The following is a 17169-nucleotide window of genomic DNA, read 5'->3' on the forward strand; positions in this document are numbered from 1 at the left end:
TGGCGGTCGCGGGTTCACACGCGCGCGCCCAGGGTGACGAGAAGTTCATCCAGCTGCCCGAGCTGTTCGGGCATCGCACCTTCCATGCCGGCGCAGGATTCGTCGGCCGCCTCCTTGGAAGGATAAAGTTCATGCAGGACCAGCAGCGTCCTGCCGCCTTCCTCCTCCTCGAAGGTGACCGTGGTGACGGAGCCGTTTTCACTTTCGTCATTGGTCCAGACGAGGCGCGAGGGCGGCGATACTTCGAGATATTTTCCGAAGAAAGTCATGGAGCTTGCGGCGTCATGTCCGAACGTGACGCTATAGCCCCTTCCGACACGGGCATCCATCTCGCAGGCGAGAAGCGGGACCCCGCTGGATTTGGGCGCCCACCACAGCTTGAACAATTCGGGCTTGGTCCATGCATCGAACACGAGGCGAACCGGGGCGTCGAAGCTGCGCGTCACGACGAGTTCCCGCTCGGACCGCCGTTCGACCGCCGTGCGGCCATTGCTCACGTCTTTGTCCATTGGTTGTCCCCCTAGCCCCGCCGGGCAGCTTTGATTGCCGCGACGTCGATCTTCTTCATGGTCATCATCGCCTCGAAGGCACGTTTCGCCTCGCCGCCACCGACAGCCAGGGCTTCAATGAGGACACGTGGCGTGATCTGCCAGGAGATACCCCATCTATCCTTGCACCAGCTGCATTCGCTTTCCTGACCGCCGTTACCGACGATGGCGTTCCAGTAGCGATCGGTCTCTTCCTGGTCTTCGGTCGAGATCTGGAAGGAAAACGCTTCGTTGTGCTTGAAGGTCGGGCCGCCGTTCAGGCCGATGCATGCCACTCCGGCAACGGTGAATTCCACGACAAGTACGTCTCCTTGCTTGCCGTCCGGGTAATCGCCGGGCGCGCGCATTACGGCGCCGACCGCGCTATCCGGAAAAGTCTCAGCATAGAAGCGGGCAGCCTCCTCGGCGTCCTTGTCGAACCATAAGCAGATCGTGTTCTTCGCCATTGCATTTCTCCCTTTTCAATCTGGTTGCGCGGTCGCCGATGGCTACCATATCTTAAAGACGCACGGGCTTTCGCTAATCCGACATCCCGCCGAAAAAATTTGCATCCACTCACCAACCGCGCCGTTTTTCGTCATTGGAGAAATTCCCGCCTTCGGTGTATCAGTGAAATGCTGCCGTGATCGGCGGCGAGGAAATGAAACAAAGGTCGTTGTGAAGAATGCACGCCATGGAGAATTCGGCGGAAGGAGCCGGTGGCGGTTTCAATGTCGGCGAGCGTCTTTGTCTGGTGCGCAAGCAGCACGGCCTGTCGCAGCGGGCGCTGGCGGTCAAGGCGGGCGTCACCCATTCCCTCGTCTCATTGATCGAGAAAAACAAGGTGAGCCCTTCGGTCGCCTCGCTGAAGAAGATCCTCGAAGCAATCAACTATCCGCTGACCGACTTTTTCGCGCTGACGCTGCCGCCGGTCGACCAGGTGTTCTACCGCGCCGATGAACTGACGCCGCTTTCGACCGGCGCTTTGACCCTGCTGCAGGTCGGCGACGCCAAATCCCACAGCATCCAGATTTTCCACGAGTTCTATGAGCCCGGCGCCGATACCGGCGAGACCATGCTGCAGCATGAGGCGGAAGAAGGTGGGGTGGTCGTCGCCGGCGAACTGGAACTGACCGTCGGCAGCCAGACGCGTATCCTCAAAAAGGGTGACGCTTTCCTCTTCGACAGCCGTCAGCCGCACCGATATCGCAACGTCGGAACCGAGCGCTGCGAGGTGGTAAGTGCCTGCACGCCACCCTATCTTTAAGAAGAGCAACGTTGATTGTTGCTGTCAATTATTTTAGGTCAGAACCCGATATTCCCGGACCCTCTCCCAACGCCTTAAAACGGCGTATCCAGCCTTGAAATGAAAGTGGACACCATGCACAGCTATCCCGACGTCAAGCTTTTCATCAACGGCGAATGGCGCGATGCCATCGGCGGCGAAACCATCGATGTTTCCGATCCCGCGACGGAAGAGGTGATCGGGAAAATAGCCCATGCCCGCAAGGCGGACCTGGATCTGGCGCTGGAAGCCGCCGAAAAGGGCTTCAGGATCTGGCGCGACACCTCGCCGTTCGACCGCTCAAAGCTGATGCGCAAGGCCGCCGACCTGCTGCGCCAGCGCGTCGACCAGATCGCCTATTACATGACCCGCGAACAGGGCAAGCCGCTCGCCCAATCGAAGATGGAAGTCATGGGCGCAGCCGACACGATCGACTGGTTCGCAGAAGAAGCCCGCCGCACCTATGGCCAGATCATCCCGGCCCGCATGAGCGGCGTCTCGCAGATGGCGATCAAGCTGCCGGTCGGCCCTGTTGCCGCCTTCACGCCCTGGAATTTCCCGCTCAACCAGGTGGTCCGCAAGCTCTCCGCAGCTCTTGCGACCGGTTGCTCGATCATCGTCAAGGCGCCTGAAGAAACGCCCGCTTCGCCGGCCGAACTGATCCGCGCCTTCATCGATGCCGGCGTGCCCGCAGGCGTCGTCAACCTCGTCTACGGCATTCCGGCCGAGATTTCCGAATACCTGATCCCGCATCCGGTCATCCGCAAGATTTCGTTCACCGGCTCCACCCCGATCGGCAAACATCTGGCCGCCCTTGCCGGCAAGCACATGAAGCGCGCCACCATGGAACTCGGCGGCCATGCGCCGGTGATGATCTTCGACGACGCCGACCTCGAAAAGGCGATCGAAGTCACTGCCATGTCGAAATTCCGCAACGCCGGCCAGGTCTGCGTCGCCCCGACTCGCTTCCTCGTGCAGGACGGTATCGCCGACAGGTTCACCGCCGGTTTCGTCAAGGCGGCACAGGCGATCAAGGTCGGCAACGGCCTGGAAGACGGCGTGACCATGGGTCCGCTCGCCAACGAGCGCCGCATCCCGGCCATGGAGGCTTTGATTCAGGACGCCATCACCCATGGCGGCGAGTTGAAGACCGGCGGCCACCGCATCGGCAACAAGGGCCACTTCTTCGAACCGACGGTGCTCTCCGAAGTGCCGACCTCGGCGAAGATCATGAACGACGAGCCCTTTGGCCCGATCGCGATCATCAACCGCTTCTCGCATTACGACGATGCGATCGCGGAAGCCAACCGCCTGCCCTTCGGCCTCGCCTCCTACGCCTTCACCGGCTCGGTCAAGACCGCCCATGCGCTCAGCCGCCAGGTGGAAGCCGGCATGCTGACCATCAACCACAACGGTCTGGCCCTGCCGGAAGTACCGTTCGGCGGCATCAAGGACTCTGGCTACGGCACGGAAGGCGGCTCGGAAGCCACCGAAGCCTATCTCGAAACCCGCTTCGTCAGCCAGATGAGCTGATCTGACGGTTTTTCAAACCGAACTCTCGACGCCGGTCGGTGCCCATGCACCGGCCGGCGTTTTCTTTTGCCCTTGCCGGTGTCACTCGAGTCAAATACCAAAACAAACAGTGAACACCGGATGAGGCACCATGGCCGAGACTGAAGCAGCACCGCTCCTGAAGGAAATCTTCAACCGCGATCGCCTCCGGCATTTTGCGGCGGAGACCAAGGCCATCCATCCCGGCTTCGATGGCGAACGCTTTCAGACGCTCACTTCCGCCGGTCTCGATGATCTGAGCATCATGCAGCGCCTGCGTCAGATCGCCATTGCCTACCATGCGGTCCTGCCGGGCGGGTTCGAAAAGAATATCGACATCCTGCGGGCTCTCGCACCGCGCATCAACCACGGCTTCGCCTCCATCGTGCTGCCGGAATATGTGGCGCTCCATGGCCATGACCATTTCGACTTGTCGATGGAGGCGCTCGCCTTCTTCACCCGCTTCGGCTCGTCGGAATTCGCCGTCCGGCATTTCCTCCTGAAGGACCTCGGCCGGACGCTGAAGGTGATGGAGCGCTGGTCGCGGGACGACAATGAGCACGTGCGCCGGCTTTCGAGCGAAGGCTGCCGCCCGCGCCTGCCCTGGTCGTTCCAGCTGAAAGAACTGATTGCCGACCCCTCGCCTGTCGCGCCGATCCTCGAAAACCTGAGAAGCGACCCGAGCCTTTACGTGCGCAAATCCGTCGCCAACCATCTGAACGACATCACCAAGGACCACCCTGCCTGGGTGTTCGACAGGATCACTGACTGGCCAAAGGACGACCCGCGCACCGTTTGGATTATCAAACAGGCGCTGCGCACGCTGATCAAGAAGGGCGATGCAAAAGCGCTCCACCATCTCGGCGCCGGCGAAAAGGCGGAGGTAAAGGTCGACAGTTTCGCGGTGACGCCGTCGTCGCTGAAACTCGGCGGCGCGGTGAAGATATCGGCCAGGATGGTGTCGACCGCCTCGGCGCCGCAGAAGCTGGTCGTCGATTATGCCGTCCACTACGTGAAGAAGGCCGGCGGCACGTCGAAGAAGGTCTTCAAGTGGAAGGAGATCAGGCTGGGTGCCGGCGAGAGCTGCGAACTCACGATCATCCGCGCCATCCGCGACTTCACCACCCGCGTCCATTATGCCGGCCGGCATCCGGTCCAGCTGATGATCAACGGCGAGGTGCTGGCCGAGGGTGCGTTTGAACTGACGACTTAGACCGCAAACACCTTCGCCCGCCGCAGCGTCACAAAACCGCCCTCGCCCGCCTTCACAGCCCGCTCCGGCTCGACGTCGAATTCCAGCTGTTCGCCGGTCTCGGTGGTCGCCAGCACCCGCCGTCCGTCCGGGCGGTCGAGCACGCGGGTGATGCTGGCCGGAATGCCCGGCCCCTGCGCGGACCAGTCGAGATCGGCGGGGCGGGCGTAGAGTTCCGCCTTGCCGTCCGCAATGCCGGAAACGTCGATTGCAGCACCGCTTGCATAGGCCTTGCCGTCGCGCACTTCCGCGGCGAGCACGTTGGCGTCGCCCAGGAACTTCATCACGAAGGCGGACTGCGGATTGCGGCAGACCTCTTCCGCCGTGCCCTGCTGGATGATGTGGCCGTCTTTCAGGATGACGACGCGATCTGCGAGATCCAGCGCCTCCTCCTGATCGTGCGTGACGAAGATCGTGGTGATGCCGAGCTCGCGGTGGATCTCGCGCAGCCAGCGGCGCAGGTCATGGCGCACATTGGCGTCGAGTGCGCCGAACGGCTCGTCGAGCAGCAGAACCTTGGGATCGACCGACAGCGCCCGGGCCAGCGCCACCCGCTGCCGCTGGCCGCCGGAAATCTGCGCCGGGAACCGGTCGCCGAGACCGTCCAGGCGCACCAATCTCAGCAGTTCTACGACGCGCGCGTCGATCGCCGCCTTCTCGCGCTTCACTTTCGAGACCTTCATGCCGAAGGCGATGTTTTCCGCCACCGTCATATGCGGAAACAGCGCGTAATGCTGGAAGACGAAACCGACGCCGCGGTCTCGCACCGGGATGTCGGTGGCGTCCTGATCGCCGAAATAGATGTGGCCGCCATCGGCATATTCGAGGCCGGCGACCATGCGCAGGATGGTCGTCTTGCCGGAACCGGAGGGGCCTAGCAGCGCGACGAGTTCGCCGCTTTCGATCGTGAGCGAGACATCCCGCACGGCGCGAAAGGTCTCGAAGGTTTTGACGACGTTTTCGAGGCGGATTTTCATTGGGTTTTCTCCGCGGGATTGGCGACCAGAGCCGGGCGACGGACGCGGCCGGCTCCCTGGCGCTCCAGCGCCACCTTGGCGATGATGGTGAAGACGGCGATGAGCGCCAGGATGGAGACCGCGGCAAAGGCGCCGGCCGCCTGGTAGTCGTGATAGAGCAGCTCGATATGCAGCGGCAGCGTATTGGTCTGCCCGCGAATATTGCCCGAGACGACCGAGACCGCGCCGAACTCGCCCATGACGCGGGCGTTGCAGAGCACGACGCCGTAAAGCAGCGCCCATTTGATGTTCGGCAGCGTCACCGAGAAGAAGGTCCGCCAGCCGGACGCGCCAAGCGAGGTGGCTGCTTCCTCAAGATCGCGGCCCTGCGCCTGCATCAGCGGGATCAACTCGCGGGCAACGAAGGGGGCTGTGACGAACATCGAGGCGAGAATGATGCCGGGGATCGCAAACAGGATCTTGACCCCGTATTCGTCCAGCGTCGGACCGAAGACGCCCTGCAGGCCGTAGACGAAGAGATAGGCAACACCCGCAACGATCGGTGAGACCGAAAACGGGATCTCGATGACGACCAGCAGGAAGCGCCTGCCCCAGAAGTCGAACTTGGTGATCGACCAGGCGGCTGCGATACCGAAAGCGGTGTTGACCGGCACGGCGACGATCGCCGCAAATACCGTCAGCCCGATCGCATGCAGCGTATCCGGGTGAATGATCGTGTCGCGATAGACAGCCCACCCCTTGGAAAAGGCCTCGACGCCGATGACCACCAGCGGCGCGACGATCAGCAGGGCGACGATCACCAGAACGATGCCGATCAGCATCCGGCGGAAGAGCGGCTGGTCGCCGACGCGCGGCGGCTTTCTGCCGGTACGGATCGCGTCCATGGTCACCCCCTCACCGTGTAGCGAAGCGCCCGCGACTGCATCCAGTTGGTGAGCGCGAGCATGACGAAGGCCGCAATCAGCAGCACCGAGGCGATGGCGGCTGCGGCCTGGTAATCGTATTCCTCCAGCCGGATGAAGACGAGAAGTGCGGTGATCTCCGTCGACATCGGCTGGTTGCCGGCGATGAAGATGATCGCACCGAACTCACCGAGCGAGCGGGCGAAGGACAGCGACACGCCGGCAAGCAGCGCCGGGGTCAGAAGCGGCAGGATGACCTTGCGGAAGATTTGCCAGTCCGAGCCGCCAAGCGACTGCGCCGCCTCTTCCAGAGCCGGATCGAGATCTTCCAGCACCGGCTGCACCGTGCGCACGATGAACGGCAGCGAGGTGAAGCACATCGCGATCATGATGCCGAGCGGCGTATAGGCGACCTTGATGCCGAGGTCGGCAAGGATGGAACCGAACCAGCCGTTGGTGGTGAAAAGCGCCGTCAGGGCAATGCCGGCCACCGCCGTCGGCAGCGCGAAGGGCAGATCGACCATGGCATCGACGATCCGCCAGCCCGGGAACCGATAGCGCGTCAGCACCCAGGCGAGCGCCAGGCCGAAGAACAGGTTGAAGACGGTGGCACCGAGCGCGGAGAGCACGGTGACGCGGTAGCTCGCGAGCGCCCGGGACGAGGAGACGATCCGCCAATAGTCCTCGGGGCCGAGGCTCGCGGCCTTGAAGACCAGAGCTGCCAAAGGCAGGACCACGATCAGCCCGACATAGAACAGCGTCACCCCCAGCGACAGGCGTAACCCGGGCAGGACATTGCGTCTCAAGCGGTCGTTTCCTCTTTGCACGGCAAAGCCCGGCGAACTTTCGTTCGCCGGGCGAGGCTTGGTTGAAGTTCAATCTGCGCTTAGCGGCTGCCGTACAGCTTGTCGAGAGTGCCGCCGGAGGCGAAGTGGTCCTTCTGGATCTTGTCCCAGCCGCCGAAGACGTCATCGACCTTGACGAGGCGGATTGCCGGGAACTGGTCCTTGAATTCGCCAGCGACCTTTTCGTTCTGAACGCGATGGCCGAACTGGGCAGCGATCCGCTGGCCTTCTTCCGTATAGAGGAAGTCGAGATAGGACTTTGCGAGGGCTTCGGTGCCGTGCTTCTTGGCAACCTTGTCGACCACCGCGACCGGGAATTCGGCGAGCAGGCTGACCGACGGGATGACGCTCTGCACCTTGTCGGCGCCGTACTGCTTGACGATGCCGCGGGTCTCGGCCTCGAAGGTGATCAGCACGTCGCCGGTTTCGCGCTCGACGAAGGTGGTGGTGGAGGCGCGGCCGCCGGTATCGAAGACCGGCACGTTGTCGAAGATCTTGCTGATATAGGCATCGATCTTCTCTTCGTCGCCCTTATAGGCTTCCTTGGCCCAGGCGTAGGCGGCGAGATAGGTGTAGCGGGCGTTGCCCGAGGTCTTCGGGTTCGGGAAAACGGCGTGCACGTCAGCGCGAGCGAGGTCGGCCCAATCCTTGATGTTCTTCGGGTTGCCGGCTCGCACCAGGAACGACGGGAAGGAATAGAAGGGCGAGGCATTGTTCGGGAATGCCTTGGTCCAGTCCTTAGCAACGAAACCTTGTTTGGCGAGGAAATCGATGTCGGTCGACTGGTTGAAGGTCACGACGTCGGCTTCAAGGCCTTCGGCGATCGAACGGGCCTGCTTCGAGGTGCCGGCATGCGACTGGTCGATGGCGACGCCCGGATGGCTCTTGATGAAGGCTTCATTCTCGGCGACGAACAGCTCGCGCGAAACGTCGTAGGAGGCGTTGAGCAGCTTTGTCGGAGACTGGGCCAGCGCGGGGGTAACAAAAAGCGCGGCCAAGGGCGCAATAAGCGCGGTGCCGAGGATCAGGAAGCGGTTCATGCAAGTCTCCGGTGTTGGATTGTGCCGGTGAAACTACCGGTACGCCCAGCAAACGGCGAGGAACCGCGGACTTTCCTTTGTTACGGGGTTAGAATTTTTGTCCATTATTCGCCGTAAACGGCGGAGCTTTTCGCGCGTCATCCGGGCCGGCGCTGCTTCATTGGAAGAGGCAGCACCGGAAGTCTCGGCAAAGCCCTGTCGCGGCATCGTCAGGCGGTGACGTGCGGGACATCCATCTCGTGGATGGCCTTCCTGATCTCCGTGCGGAATTCCGGAGTATCGTGGTGACCATGCACGGAAATGGCATGCTGCACGGCTGCATTGACGAGTTCATCCGCGCTGTCCGCCGAGATCGCAACGGTGCATTTCATCTCGCTCGGAAATTCGCGGCAATCGATGTATTGGCGTCCCATGTCTGCCTCCATCACAAGCCCTGAACCGATTGCTCAGAGGACAGGAATTTACTCCCTTTGCGCAGAGGAAACAAACGCCGCCGGCCTGATCAATCGGCCTAGCTCGTCCTGCCCGCCTTCTCTCGCAGCATCTGGATGATGGCGGAGAAATCGTCCGCGCCGTGCCCCGTCCTTTCAAACTCGGCATAAAGCTCGGCCGCATGGGCACCGAGCGGCGTGGCGGCGCCAGACTGTCTTGCGGCCTCCTGCGACAGCGCCAGGTCCTTCAGCATCAGCGCTGCGGCAAAGCCCGGCCTGTAGTCGTTATTCGCCGGCGAGGTGGGCACCGGACCCGGCACCGGGCAATAGGTGGTGAGAGACCAGCACTGGCCTGACGAGGTGGAGGCGACGTCGAACAGCGCCTGATGCGAAAGGCCGAGCTTTTCCGCCAGGCCAAATGCTTCGCAGACGCCAATCATCGAGATGCCCAATATCATGTTGTTGCAGATTTTTGCCGCTTGGCCGGCGCCGGCGTCGCCGCAATGGACGATCTTCTTTCCCATCGCCTCGAGGATCGGCTTGCCCAGGGCGAACGCCTTTTCCGAACCGCCGACCATGAAGGTGAGCGTGCCGGCCGCCGCCCCGCCGGTGCCGCCGGAGACGGGTGCATCGAGCGAGATGCAGTTCATGACATCCGCCAGTTCATGTGCCTTGCGGGCGCTTTCCACGTCGATGGTCGAGCAGTCGATGACGAGAGTGCCCTCGGGGATGAGCGTGGTGAGATCGGTCCACACGGCCGTGACGTGCTGCCCCTTCGGCAACATGGTGATGACGCATTCCGCATCGCGCACCGCCTCCGCCAGTGCGCCGGCAGCCTTCACGCCCGTCTCGGCGGCCGCCTTCACCGACGCTTCCGACAGGTCGAAACCGCGCACCTCATGACCGGCTTTGACAAGATTGGCGGCCATCGGCCCGCCCATATTGCCAAGGCCCACGAAAGCGATCTTGGTCATGTCTTCCTCCCGTCGTCGTTGTTGTTTTAAAGCCTGTGATCCGGAAACAGAACCGGATGCCGCGCAACGAAGTAGCGGTCGAGATCCGCATCCCCGACCTCCTCCAGCGTTGCCGGAGACCATTTCGGATTGCGGTCCTTGTCGATGATCGCGGCGCGCACGCCCTCGTAGAAATCGTGGTTGCGCAGGATTTCGGCGCCGGCGGTGAATTCCCGCTCCAGGCATTCGACAAGGCTCGAACTTTCGCGGCCTAGCCTGATGAGCCGAAGCGCGAGCTTGAGGCTGGTCGGCGAGCGCTTGGCGATGATGTCGCGCGTCCTGATGGAGAATTCATCATCCTCTCTATTCAGGGCTTCCACAACCTCCTCGACCGTATCGAAGCGGAAAACCCGGTCGATCAGGTCGCGATGGGCTTCGAGTGGGCTTTCGCCCGGCGTAACGGCGAAACGATCGATGACCGCCCGCACCTGCTCGTCGGACGCGCCGCCTTTTAATTCCCCCAGCGCCTCGACAAGCAGGCCGAGCCGTTCCGAGGGCACGTTCACATCGGCAAGATTGGTATAGATCGCGTCCGCCGCGGCGATCACCTCCCCTGTCAGCCCTATCCAGGTGCCGGTTTCGCCGGGCGCGCGGGGAAGCAGCCAGGTGGCGCCGACATCCGGGACGTAGCCGATGCCGGTCTCGGGCATGGCAAGACGGGTGCGTTCCGTGACGATCCGGTGTTTTCCGTGCGAGGCGACGCCGACGCCGCCACCCATGACGATGCCGTCCATCAGCACCACATACGGCTTTTCGTAGCGGGAGATCATGTAGTTGACCGGGAATTCCTCGCGCCAGAACCGCGTGACGTCAGGATCGTCCGACTTGCCGCTCTCGTAGATGACCCGGATATCTCCTCCGGCGCAAAGACCGCGCTCTCCCTCGCCTTTCAGGATGACACAGGAGATTTCCGGATCGCGCGCAAACTGCTCCAGCGCCTGCTTCATCGCCTGCACCATCGCGAAGTTCAGGCTGTTCAGCGCCCTCGGCCGGTTGAGCCCGATGATGGCGGCCGAACCGATACGGTCGATGAGGACTTCGTCGCTCTGGGCAGATGTGTCGGACATACGTTTCTCCGGTCTACCGATTGTCCGCCAGGATCATCTCGGCCGCCTTTTCGGCGATCATGATCGTCGGCGAGTTGGTGTTGCCGGAGACTATATTGGGCATGATCGAGGCATCGGCGATACGCAGCCTTCCGACTGCGCGCATTTTCAGGCGGGGATCGACGACGCTGTCCGGATCGGATCCCATACGCGCGGTGCCGACCGGATGGAAGATCGTCGTGCCTATGTCGCCGGCCGCCCTTTCGAGGTCCGCATCGGTCTCGTAGGAGGGGCCGGGCCTGTATTCTTCAGGATGATAGCGCGCAAATGCCGGTTTTTTGACGATCTCGCGGGTGATCCGGATCGACTTGACGGCGACGTCGCGGTCGGCGGCGGTCGACAGGTAATTCGGATGGATGCCCGGTGCCGCGGCAAAATCCGGGCTTTTCAGATGCACGGACCCGCGGCTCTCGGGACGAAGATTGCACACGCTCGCGGTCATTGCCGGGAACGAGTGGACCGGCTCACCGAACTTGTCGAGCGACACCGGCTGGACGTGATATTCGAGATCCGGCGTCTCCTTGTCGGGGCCGGATTTGGTGAAGATACCAAGCTGGCTTGGCGCCATCGACATCGGCCCGGAGCGCTTCAGCGCATATTCCAGTCCGATCGAGGCCTTGCCGATCAGGCTCGACGCCTTTTCGTTGAGGGTCGGAACGCCGGTCACCTTGTAGACGAGGCGGAGTTGCAGGTGATCCTGCAGGTTCTCACCGATAGCCTTGACCTCCTTGACCACTTCGACACCCGCGTCTTGCAGGACGTCGCCACGGCCGATGCCGGAGAGTTCGAGGATATGCGGTGTGCCGATCGCGCCGGCGCTGAGCACGGTTTCGCGTTTCGCATAGGCCTTCTTCGCCACCCCATCGTGCTGGAACTCGACGCCCTTCACCTCGCCGTTTTCGATGATCAGCTTCCGAACATGCGCCTTGGTGAGCACGGTGAGGTTCGGCCGCTTCATCGCCGGGCGCAGGAAGGCCTTGGACGTGTTCCAGCGGATCCCGGAGCGCTGGTTGACGTCGAAATAGCTGGAGCCCTCGTTGCTGCCGCGATTGAAGTCGTCGACGATCGGGATTCCGGCCTCTTCCGCCGCCTTCTGGAAACTGTCGAGCACGGCCCAGCGAAGACGCTGCTTTTCGATGCGCCATTCGCCGCCCGCGCCGTGCATGTCGTCAGCGCCCTTGTAGAAATCCTGGGATCTCTTGAAGATAGGCAAGACATCGTCCCAGCCCCAGCCGGTGCAGCCCATCTGGCGCCACATGTCGTAGTCGTAAGCCTGGCCGCGCATGTAGATCATGCCGTTGATCGACGAGCAGCCGCCGAGGATCTTTCCACGCGGATAGGAGAGCGAACGGCCGTTCAGCCCCTCTTCCTTCTCGGTCGTAAAACACCAGTCCGTGCGCGGATTGTTGATGCAGTAGAGGTAACCGACAGGAATATGCACCCAATGATAGTTGTCATTGCCGCCCGCTTCGAGGATCAGCACCCGGTTGCCCGGGTCCTTCGATAGCCGATTGGCCAATACGCAGCCGGCGCTGCCCGCCCCGATGACGATGTAGTCGTAATTTTCCATGCTTATGCTCCAGGGAGAAGCGCCCGCGAGCCATGCCCGCAAGCCGCATCCCTGCGCCCTCCCTCTATCTTATCGTCTATGCTCGAAACCGAGCTTCCGGCCGAGCCGGGAGGCGTAGAATTCCCCGATAATGCCCCGCCGGAAAACGAGGACGCAGACCATGAAGATCACGCCGGTGACGATCGTCACCGGGAATTGCGAGGTCGCCAGATAGTTCTGCAGCGTGACCACCAGGCCAGCGCCGAAGATCGGCCCGATCAGCGTGCCTATGCCGCCGAGCAGCGTCATCAGGATCACTTCGCCGGACATCTGCCAGGCGACATCCGTCAGCGTCGCGAACTGGAAGACCAGCGACTTCAGCCCGCCCGCAAGGCCTGCCAGGGCCGCCGACATCACGAAGGCGCCGAGCTTGTAGCGGGCGACGGAGTAGCCGAGCGAAATCGCCCGCGGCTCGTTCTCGCGGATCGACCGGAGGATCATGCCGAAGGGCGAGTTGATGAACCGCCAGATGATCACCATGCCGATCAGGAACACGGCCAGCACGAAATAATACATGTTGGTCGAGCTGTTGAGATCGATGAAACCGAACAGATGGCCGCGCGGCACCGACTGGATGCCGTCCTCGCCTTGGGTGAACTCCGCCTGCAGGCAGAAGAAGAAGAACATCTGCGACAGCGCGAGCGTGATCATCGCGAAATAGATGCCCTGCCGGCGGATCGCGAAGAACCCCATGACCAGGCCGAGCAATGCTGCGCCGACGACGCCTGTCAGGATACCGAGTTCCGGCGGAAAGCCCCATTCCTTGACCACATGGGCGGTGAAATAGGCCGCGCCGCCGAAGAAGGTCGCGTGGCCGAAGGACAGGAGCCCGGTATAACCGAGCAGCAGGTTGAAGGCGCATGCAAACAGCGCGAAGCACAGGAGCTTCATCAGGAAGATCGGGTAGAAGAACATCGGCGCGAGGATCAGAGCCGCCAGGCCGATGATCACGAAGATCGTGTAGGTCCTGGAAGCGGTGGCCGAGCGCTCGATACGCGGCTTGGCAGCGGTTTGGGTCATCTCGCTCATCTCACGCATCCCGTCCGAAAAGGCCGGCTGGCCGGAGTAGAAGCACGATTGCCATGATCACGAAGATCACGATGTTGGATGCTTCCGGATAGAACACCTTGGTGAGGCCCTCTGCAATACCGAGCATGTAGCCGGTGACGATGGCGCCCATGATCGAGCCCATGCCGCCGACCACGACCACCGCGAAAACGACGATGATGATGTTCGAACCCATCAGCGGCGAGACCTGGTAGATCGGCGCGGCCAGCACGCCCGCAAAGGCGGCGAGCGCCGCACCGAGCCCGTAGGTGAGCGTCAGGAGCACCGGCACGTTGACGCCGAAGGCCTGCACGAGCACCGGATTTTCGGTCGCGGCGCGAAGATAGGCGCCGAGCTTGGTCTTCTCGATCAGCAGCCATGTACCAATGCAGGCAACCAGCGACACGACGACCACCCAGCCGCGATAGATCGGCAGGAACATGAAACCGAGATTGGTACCGCCGGCCAGCTGCGCCGGCACTGAATAGGGCTGGCCGGCCGCGCCGTAGAGATAGCGGAACGTGCCCTCTATGGTCAGCGCCAGGCCGAACGTGAAGAGCAGGCCGTAGAGCGGATCGAGATCGTAGAGCCGCGACAGCATCGTCCGTTCGATGATGGCTCCGAACAGGCCGACGACGATCGGCCCGAGGATCAGCGCGGCCCAATAGTTGATGCCGAAATACTCCAGCATCAGCATGGCCGCAAAGGCGCCGAGCATGTATTGCGCGCCATGGGCGAAGTTGATGACACGCAAAAGGCCGAAGATCACCGCAAGGCCGAGGCTCAGAAGCGCGTAGAAGGACCCGTTGATCAGGCCGATCAGGAGCTGCCCGAGAAAGGCCTGAAGCGGTATGCCGAAGATCATCGTCACAGCGTCACACTCCCAGCACTTTATGCAGCATGTCCATCTTGCCCGGCAGTTCAGCCACCGGGAAATTCGCGACCATCCGCCCATGGTCCATCAGGTAGAACCGGTCGGCGACGCGGCTCGCGAAGCGGAAATTCTGCTCCACCAGGAGCACCGTCATGCCACGTTCCTTCAGCGTCTTCAGCACCTCGCCGATCCGCTGGACGATGACCGGCGCCAGGCCTTCGGTCGGCTCGTCCAATATCAAAAGCTTGACGCCGGTGCGCAGGATGCGGGCGATCGCCAGCATCTGCTGCTCGCCGCCGGAGAGTTTCGTGCCGGGGCTGGAGCGGCGCTCCTCAAGGTTGGGGAAGAGTTCGTAGATCTCCGCGAGCGACATGCCGCCTTCGGCCACCACCGGCGGCAGCATCAGGTTTTCCTCGACGGTCAGCGTCGAAAAGATGCCGCGCTCCTCCGGCACGAAGCCGATGCCGTTATGCGCCGTGCGATGCAGCGGCACGCCGAGCATATCCTTGCCCGCGAAGCGGATTTCGCCCTTCCGCTCGCGGATGATGCCGACGATGGTGCGGAGCGTCGTCGTCTTACCGACACCGTTGCGGCCAAGAATGGTGATCGTCTCACCCTCGCCGACCGTCATGTCGACGCCGTGCAGGACGTGGCTTTCGCCATACCAGGCATTGAGGTTGGAAACTTGCAACAAGGGTGCCATCAAGCCTCCTCCGTGCCCATGTAGGCGGTGCGAACGCGCGGGTCCTGGCTGACCGTGGCATAGTCGCCCTCGGCGAGGATTTCGCCGCGCTGGAGCACCGTCACATGGTGGCAGATGTCGGCGACGACGGAGAGATTGTGCTCGACCATCAGCACCGCACGGGTCTTTGCCACCTCGCGAATGATGTTGGAAACGGTGCCGATATCCTCCTGGCCCATGCCGGCCATCGGCTCGTCGAGCAGCAGCACCTTGGGATCGAGCGCCAGCGTCGTGGCGATCTCCAGCACGCGCTTTCGGCCATAGGAAAGGTCGGCGGCGAGCGCATTGCGCTCGCGCTTCAGGCCGACCGACTCGATCAATTCGTCGGCCCGCGCATTCAGCCGATCGAGCGAGGAGACCGGCAGCCAGAACTGCGTCGAAAGCCCGTTCGTCCGCTGCAGCGCGACGCGCACGTTGTCGAGCACCGTCAGATGCGGAAAGACCGCCGAAATCTGGAAGGAGCGGACCAGCCCCATGCGGGCGATCCTGTCCGGCGGCGTTTTGGTGATGTCCGTGCCCAGAAGCGTGATCGAACCCGCCGTCGGCTGCAGGAATTTTGTCAGCAGGTTGAAGACGGTCGTCTTGCCTGCGCCGTTCGGGCCGATCAGCGCATGGACGCGCGCATGATGGACGTCGAGATCGACGTTTTTCACCGCCATGAAGGCGCCGAAGCTTTTCGAGAGGCCGCGGGCGGATAATACCACCCGCGGCTCTTCTTGTTTTGCTGTCGCGGAAACCGCCATTACTTCACCAGTTCGCAGCCGCTCTTGGCGGGATCCATGTAAGCGTCCTTGCCCGGGATGGTGGCGAGTACAGTGAAATAATCCCAGGGCTCCTTGCTTTCGCCCGGCTTCTTGACCTGCAGCAGATACATGTCGTGGATCATCCGGCCGTTCTTGGCGACCTTGCCGCCGCGGGCGAAGAAATCGTCGACCGGCATTTCGTGCAGTGCCTTCGAGACGGCATCCGCATCGTCGCTGCCGGCCTTCTGGATTGCCTTCAGATACTGGGTAACGGCGGAATAGGTGCCGCTATGGACCATGTTCGGCATCTTTTTGGTGCGGGCGAAGAACTTTTTCGCGAATTCGCGGCTCTTGTCGTCGAGGTTCCAGTAATACCCCTCGGTCAGGGTCAGGCCCTGGGCTGCCTGCAGGCCGAGGCCGTGCACTTCGGCGAGCGTGAAGAGCAGTGCTGCGAGGCGCTGACCGCCGGCGGTAATACCGAACTCCGCGGCCTGCTTGATGGCGTTCGCCGTGTCGAGGCCGGCATTGGCAAGGCCGACGACCTTGGCACCGGAGGACTGTGCCTGCAGCAGGAAGGACGAGAAATCGGTGGTGGCGAGCGGATGACGGACCGCGCCGACAATCTTGCCGCCGGAGGACTTCACGAAGTCGCCGGTCTGCTGCTCGAGCGAATAACCGAAGGCATAGTCGGCGGTGAGGAAGAACCAGCTGTCGCCGCCCTGCTTGACGAGCGCGCCGCCGGTACCGACCGCGAGCGCATGCGTATCATATGCCCAATGGAAGCCGTAGGGGCTACAGGCCTTGCCGGTCAGATCGGTGGTCGCCGCGCCCGTGACGATGTCGATCTTCTTCTTTTCCTTGCCGATCGCCTGCACGGCGAGCGCCACAGACGAGGTCGTCAGCTCCATGATCGCATCGACCTGCTGGGTATCGTACCACTGGCGGGCGATGTTGGAGGCGATGTCCGCCTTGTTCTGGTGGTCGGCATCGACGATCTCGATCGAAGCCCCGAGAACCTTGCCGCCGAAATCCTCGACCGCCATCTTGGCCGCCTCGACCGACGACTTGCCGCCGAACTCGGAATAGACGCCCGACTGGTCGTTCAGGATGCCGATCTTGACCTTGTTGTCGGACGCACTCTGCGCGAATGCCGCGCTGCTTGCGAGAACGACGGCCAGGGACGTTACAAGTGACGTCATGATTGTCTTGCGCATAATTTCTCCTC

18 protein-coding genes are annotated in these 17169 nt (G+C 62.3%); 3 read left to right on the plus strand and 15 right to left on the minus strand.

All coding sequences use genetic code 11. The features are described 5' to 3' along the window. Positions 1 to 14: 14 nt before the first annotated feature. Positions 15 to 509, minus strand: coding sequence for an SRPBCC family protein (locus C5J24_RS18055; protein WP_105419778.1), 495 nt, complete (start codon positions 507 to 509; stop codon positions 15 to 17). Between the two features lie 11 nt (positions 510 to 520). After that, positions 521 to 994 (minus strand): VOC family protein, encoded by a 474-nt coding sequence (locus C5J24_RS18060; protein WP_105419780.1) that lies wholly within the window; start codon positions 992 to 994, stop codon positions 521 to 523. Positions 995 to 1212: 218 nt separating this feature from the next. On the opposite strand from C5J24_RS18060, the gene C5J24_RS18065 reads away from it, so the two are divergent. The 3 genes from C5J24_RS18065 to C5J24_RS18075 all read left to right on the plus strand — a co-directional run bounded on the left by C5J24_RS18065 (position 1213) and on the right by C5J24_RS18075 (position 4576). Continuing rightward, positions 1213 to 1794, plus strand: coding sequence for a cupin domain-containing protein (locus tag C5J24_RS18065; protein ID WP_105400036.1), 582 nt, complete (start codon positions 1213 to 1215; stop codon positions 1792 to 1794). Positions 1795 to 1908: 114 nt separating this feature from the next. Further along, positions 1909 to 3345 (plus strand): NAD-dependent succinate-semialdehyde dehydrogenase, encoded by a 1437-nt coding sequence (locus C5J24_RS18070; RefSeq protein ID WP_105419782.1) that lies wholly within the window; start codon positions 1909 to 1911, stop codon positions 3343 to 3345. 130 nt (positions 3346 to 3475) lie between these two features. Further along, the gene (locus C5J24_RS18075; protein WP_105419784.1) at positions 3476 to 4576 is read left to right on the plus strand and encodes a DNA alkylation repair protein; all 1101 of its coding nucleotides are present in this window, start codon (positions 3476 to 3478) and stop codon (positions 4574 to 4576) included. On the opposite strand, the gene C5J24_RS18080 is transcribed toward C5J24_RS18075, so the two are convergent. The 13 genes from C5J24_RS18080 to C5J24_RS18140 all read right to left on the minus strand — a co-directional run bounded on the left by C5J24_RS18080 (position 4573) and on the right by C5J24_RS18140 (position 17143). Beyond that, complete coding sequence (locus C5J24_RS18080; RefSeq protein ID WP_105419786.1) at positions 4573 to 5592, minus strand: sulfate/molybdate ABC transporter ATP-binding protein; 1020 nt, start codon at positions 5590 to 5592, stop codon at positions 4573 to 4575. The genes C5J24_RS18075 and C5J24_RS18080 overlap by 4 nt on opposite strands. Then, positions 5589 to 6476: a sulfate ABC transporter permease subunit CysW gene (gene cysW, locus C5J24_RS18085; RefSeq protein ID WP_105419788.1), complete on the minus strand. Its 888-nt coding sequence runs from the start codon at positions 6474 to 6476 to the stop codon at positions 5589 to 5591. The genes C5J24_RS18080 and cysW overlap by 4 nt, the downstream gene beginning before the upstream one ends. Positions 6477 to 6478: 2 nt before the next feature. After that, the gene (gene cysT / locus C5J24_RS18090; protein ID WP_046666499.1) at positions 6479 to 7300 is read right to left on the minus strand and encodes a sulfate ABC transporter permease subunit CysT; all 822 of its coding nucleotides are present in this window, start codon (positions 7298 to 7300) and stop codon (positions 6479 to 6481) included. A gap of 80 nt (positions 7301 to 7380) precedes the next feature. Next, positions 7381 to 8379 carry a thiosulfate ABC transporter substrate-binding protein CysP gene (cysP, locus tag C5J24_RS18095; RefSeq protein ID WP_105419790.1) on the minus strand — a complete coding sequence of 333 codons (999 nt, stop codon included), beginning with the start codon at positions 8377 to 8379 and terminating at the stop codon, positions 7381 to 7383. A 209-nt stretch (positions 8380 to 8588) separates the two neighbouring features. Then, positions 8589 to 8792: a DUF1059 domain-containing protein gene (locus C5J24_RS18100; RefSeq protein ID WP_105419792.1), complete on the minus strand. Its 204-nt coding sequence runs from the start codon at positions 8790 to 8792 to the stop codon at positions 8589 to 8591. 98 nt (positions 8793 to 8890) lie between these two features. Further along, entirely contained in the window at positions 8891 to 9784 is an 894-nt protein-coding gene (gene mmsB, locus C5J24_RS18105) for a 3-hydroxyisobutyrate dehydrogenase (RefSeq protein WP_105419794.1), read from the minus strand. 26 nt (positions 9785 to 9810) lie between these two features. Next, positions 9811 to 10890: an enoyl-CoA hydratase/isomerase family protein gene (locus C5J24_RS18110; RefSeq protein WP_105419796.1), complete on the minus strand. Its 1080-nt coding sequence runs from the start codon at positions 10888 to 10890 to the stop codon at positions 9811 to 9813. 13 nt (positions 10891 to 10903) lie between these two features. Then, a complete protein-coding gene (locus tag C5J24_RS18115; protein ID WP_105419798.1) occupies positions 10904 to 12499 on the minus strand; it encodes a GMC family oxidoreductase in 1596 nt (531 codons plus the stop codon). 69 nt (positions 12500 to 12568) lie between these two features. Beyond that, positions 12569 to 13567 (minus strand): branched-chain amino acid ABC transporter permease, encoded by a 999-nt coding sequence (locus C5J24_RS18120; RefSeq protein WP_046666493.1) that lies wholly within the window; start codon positions 13565 to 13567, stop codon positions 12569 to 12571. 1 nt (position 13568) lies between these two features. Continuing rightward, positions 13569 to 14456 (minus strand): branched-chain amino acid ABC transporter permease, encoded by an 888-nt coding sequence (locus tag C5J24_RS18125; protein ID WP_105419800.1) that lies wholly within the window; start codon positions 14454 to 14456, stop codon positions 13569 to 13571. Between the two features lie 4 nt (positions 14457 to 14460). Beyond that, positions 14461 to 15162 (minus strand): ABC transporter ATP-binding protein, encoded by a 702-nt coding sequence (locus C5J24_RS18130; RefSeq protein WP_046666491.1) that lies wholly within the window; start codon positions 15160 to 15162, stop codon positions 14461 to 14463. After that, complete coding sequence (locus C5J24_RS18135; protein ID WP_105419802.1) at positions 15162 to 15944, minus strand: ABC transporter ATP-binding protein; 783 nt, start codon at positions 15942 to 15944, stop codon at positions 15162 to 15164. The genes C5J24_RS18130 and C5J24_RS18135 overlap by 1 nt, the downstream gene beginning before the upstream one ends. Next, positions 15944 to 17143 carry an ABC transporter substrate-binding protein gene (locus tag C5J24_RS18140; RefSeq protein WP_371674641.1) on the minus strand — a complete coding sequence of 400 codons (1200 nt, stop codon included), beginning with the start codon at positions 17141 to 17143 and terminating at the stop codon, positions 15944 to 15946. Before C5J24_RS18140 ends, C5J24_RS18135 begins: the two co-directional genes overlap by 1 nt. Positions 17144 to 17169: the final 26 nt, after the last annotated feature.

It is taken from the genome of Neorhizobium sp. T25_27 (genome assembly GCF_002968565.1).
Taxonomy (GTDB): Bacteria; Pseudomonadota; Alphaproteobacteria; order Rhizobiales; family Rhizobiaceae; genus Neorhizobium; species Neorhizobium tomejilense.

Coding starts and splice junctions, on each gene's coding strand:
- C5J24_RS18055 (WP_105419778.1), bottom strand. CDS start 509: ATGGACAAAGACGTGAGCAATGGCCGCACGGCGGTCGAACGGCGGTCC.
- C5J24_RS18060 (WP_105419780.1), bottom strand. CDS start 994: ATGGCGAAGAACACGATCTGCTTATGGTTCGACAAGGACGCCGAGGAG.
- C5J24_RS18065 (WP_105400036.1), top strand. CDS start 1,213: ATGCACGCCATGGAGAATTCGGCGGAAGGAGCCGGTGGCGGTTTCAAT.
- C5J24_RS18070 (WP_105419782.1), top strand. CDS start 1,909: ATGCACAGCTATCCCGACGTCAAGCTTTTCATCAACGGCGAATGGCGC.
- C5J24_RS18075 (WP_105419784.1), top strand. CDS start 3,476: ATGGCCGAGACTGAAGCAGCACCGCTCCTGAAGGAAATCTTCAACCGC.
- C5J24_RS18080 (WP_105419786.1), bottom strand. CDS start 5,592: ATGAAAATCCGCCTCGAAAACGTCGTCAAAACCTTCGAGACCTTTCGC.
- cysW (WP_105419788.1), bottom strand. CDS start 6,476: ATGGACGCGATCCGTACCGGCAGAAAGCCGCCGCGCGTCGGCGACCAG.
- cysP (WP_105419790.1), bottom strand. CDS start 8,379: ATGAACCGCTTCCTGATCCTCGGCACCGCGCTTATTGCGCCCTTGGCC.
- C5J24_RS18100 (WP_105419792.1), bottom strand. CDS start 8,792: ATGGGACGCCAATACATCGATTGCCGCGAATTTCCGAGCGAGATGAAA.
- mmsB (WP_105419794.1), bottom strand. CDS start 9,784: ATGACCAAGATCGCTTTCGTGGGCCTTGGCAATATGGGCGGGCCGATG.
- C5J24_RS18110 (WP_105419796.1), bottom strand. CDS start 10,890: ATGTCCGACACATCTGCCCAGAGCGACGAAGTCCTCATCGACCGTATC.
- C5J24_RS18115 (WP_105419798.1), bottom strand. CDS start 12,499: ATGGAAAATTACGACTACATCGTCATCGGGGCGGGCAGCGCCGGCTGC.
- C5J24_RS18120 (WP_046666493.1), bottom strand. CDS start 13,567: ATGAGCGAGATGACCCAAACCGCTGCCAAGCCGCGTATCGAGCGCTCG.
- C5J24_RS18130 (WP_046666491.1), bottom strand. CDS start 15,162: ATGGCACCCTTGTTGCAAGTTTCCAACCTCAATGCCTGGTATGGCGAA.
- C5J24_RS18135 (WP_105419802.1), bottom strand. CDS start 15,944: ATGGCGGTTTCCGCGACAGCAAAACAAGAAGAGCCGCGGGTGGTATTA.
- C5J24_RS18140 (WP_371674641.1), bottom strand. CDS start 17,143: ATGACGTCACTTGTAACGTCCCTGGCCGTCGTTCTCGCAAGCAGCGCG.